This is a genomic window from Thauera sp. 2A1 (genome assembly GCF_009469595.2).
Classification (GTDB): Bacteria; Pseudomonadota; Gammaproteobacteria; order Burkholderiales; family Rhodocyclaceae; genus Thauera.
Window position 1 is genome coordinate 1 of the sequence record NZ_SSXV01000112.1, and the last position, 1343, is coordinate 1343.

Annotated in this window: 1 protein-coding gene; it reads left to right on the top strand. The window is 49.7% G+C overall.

All coding sequences use genetic code 11. The annotated features are described in order from the left end of the window. Positions 1-278: 278 nt before the first annotated feature. On the top strand, positions 279-1343 hold a 1065-nt coding region (locus tag GH664_RS22760; protein ID WP_153170313.1), incomplete at its 3' end, for a hypothetical protein.

A 1343-nucleotide genomic window follows, 5' to 3' on the forward strand; every position in this document is an offset into this window, starting at 1 on the left:
CTATCCCTTACTACAGACTTCAAGGGTGCGGACTTGGCGAAGCTGACCAGATGGGTTTTGAGCACCGACTACGGCATTAATTAAATCAGTATTTTCAAAAAAAATCCCCAAGTAGTTTGGTACTTTCCCAGAGTTTGCGTAACTTTGCCCCCGTAAACAAAGCGTGCTTGTTATAGCACACTATAACTACGAAGCTACGCTTTTCGTAGTTGTGTGCTCTCCGAGGGTGGGGGCTGCGCCCCTCAACCCCATGGCAGCCGCCCTAAAATTCATTCGACATGGCACAGACATCCATCCATTTCCAAGCGGTCAAAGGTGGCAGCGAGGAACACAACAAGAGAACAAAGAAACTCGACTACGTTCATCACGAACTATCGAGCCAAAACGACTATTGGCAGTCGGACACACAAGAAGCCAGACTTGCATTTGTCACCCAGAACGCAAAGGCGAAGACAGGGCGAAAGATGCAAGCCAAGGCAACCCCGATACGTGAAGCCGTGGTTGTCATCGAGGACACCACGACCATGGACGACCTCAAAAAATTGGCGAAGCGTTTTAACGATCGCTTCGGAATCGATGTGTTCCAGATCGCAATCCACAAGGACGAGGGGAACAAGAAAAGCAAAGATGGCATCAAACTCAATCTTCACGCTCATCTGGTGGCTGATTGGACAGACCATGAGAGCGGAAAAAGTCTGAAGCTCAACCGCAACGACATGGCAGAGATGCAAACTATCTGTGCCGAGGTCTTGGGCATGGAGAGGGGCAAGAGCAGCGAGAAGCAGCATCTTTCGGCCATCCAATACAAGATTGCAGCAGAGGAGCAGAGGGCAGAAGCCATCAAGAGCAAAACGAGAGGACTTGGCATCATACAGAAGAACCTATCAAATGACATTAGCGATTTGTTGGTGGAGGTCAAGACCAAGAGCAAGGAATGTGACAGATTAGCCCTCAGCGCAAAAAACATGGGAAGAATACTCGAATACAATACCGAGGAAGCCAAAAAGAAAGCCCTCATAAACGAAAGACTGTCCGAGGAGGGGAAATCCTTGCGAGAGGAAAAAGAACGCCTTAGAAACGATATTTTGGGGCTTACAACGCAAAAAGAAGAGATTGGCAGCGAAGCCGAAAGCCTTGCAGACGTTGTGCAAGCAGCCAGAAGCGACCTCTTCCACCTCAATGCACAGAAAATAGCCGTGTCTGGTGAAATCCTGAATCTCAATCAGGAGCGAGACAAGGCACAGCGAGAAGCGGAGGAAGCAAAGGCACAGAAGAGAACCGCAGAAGCCGAAGCCGCAAAGGGCTTGGCGGTAGGCGCAGCCAAGAAACTTGGCAACGTGCTC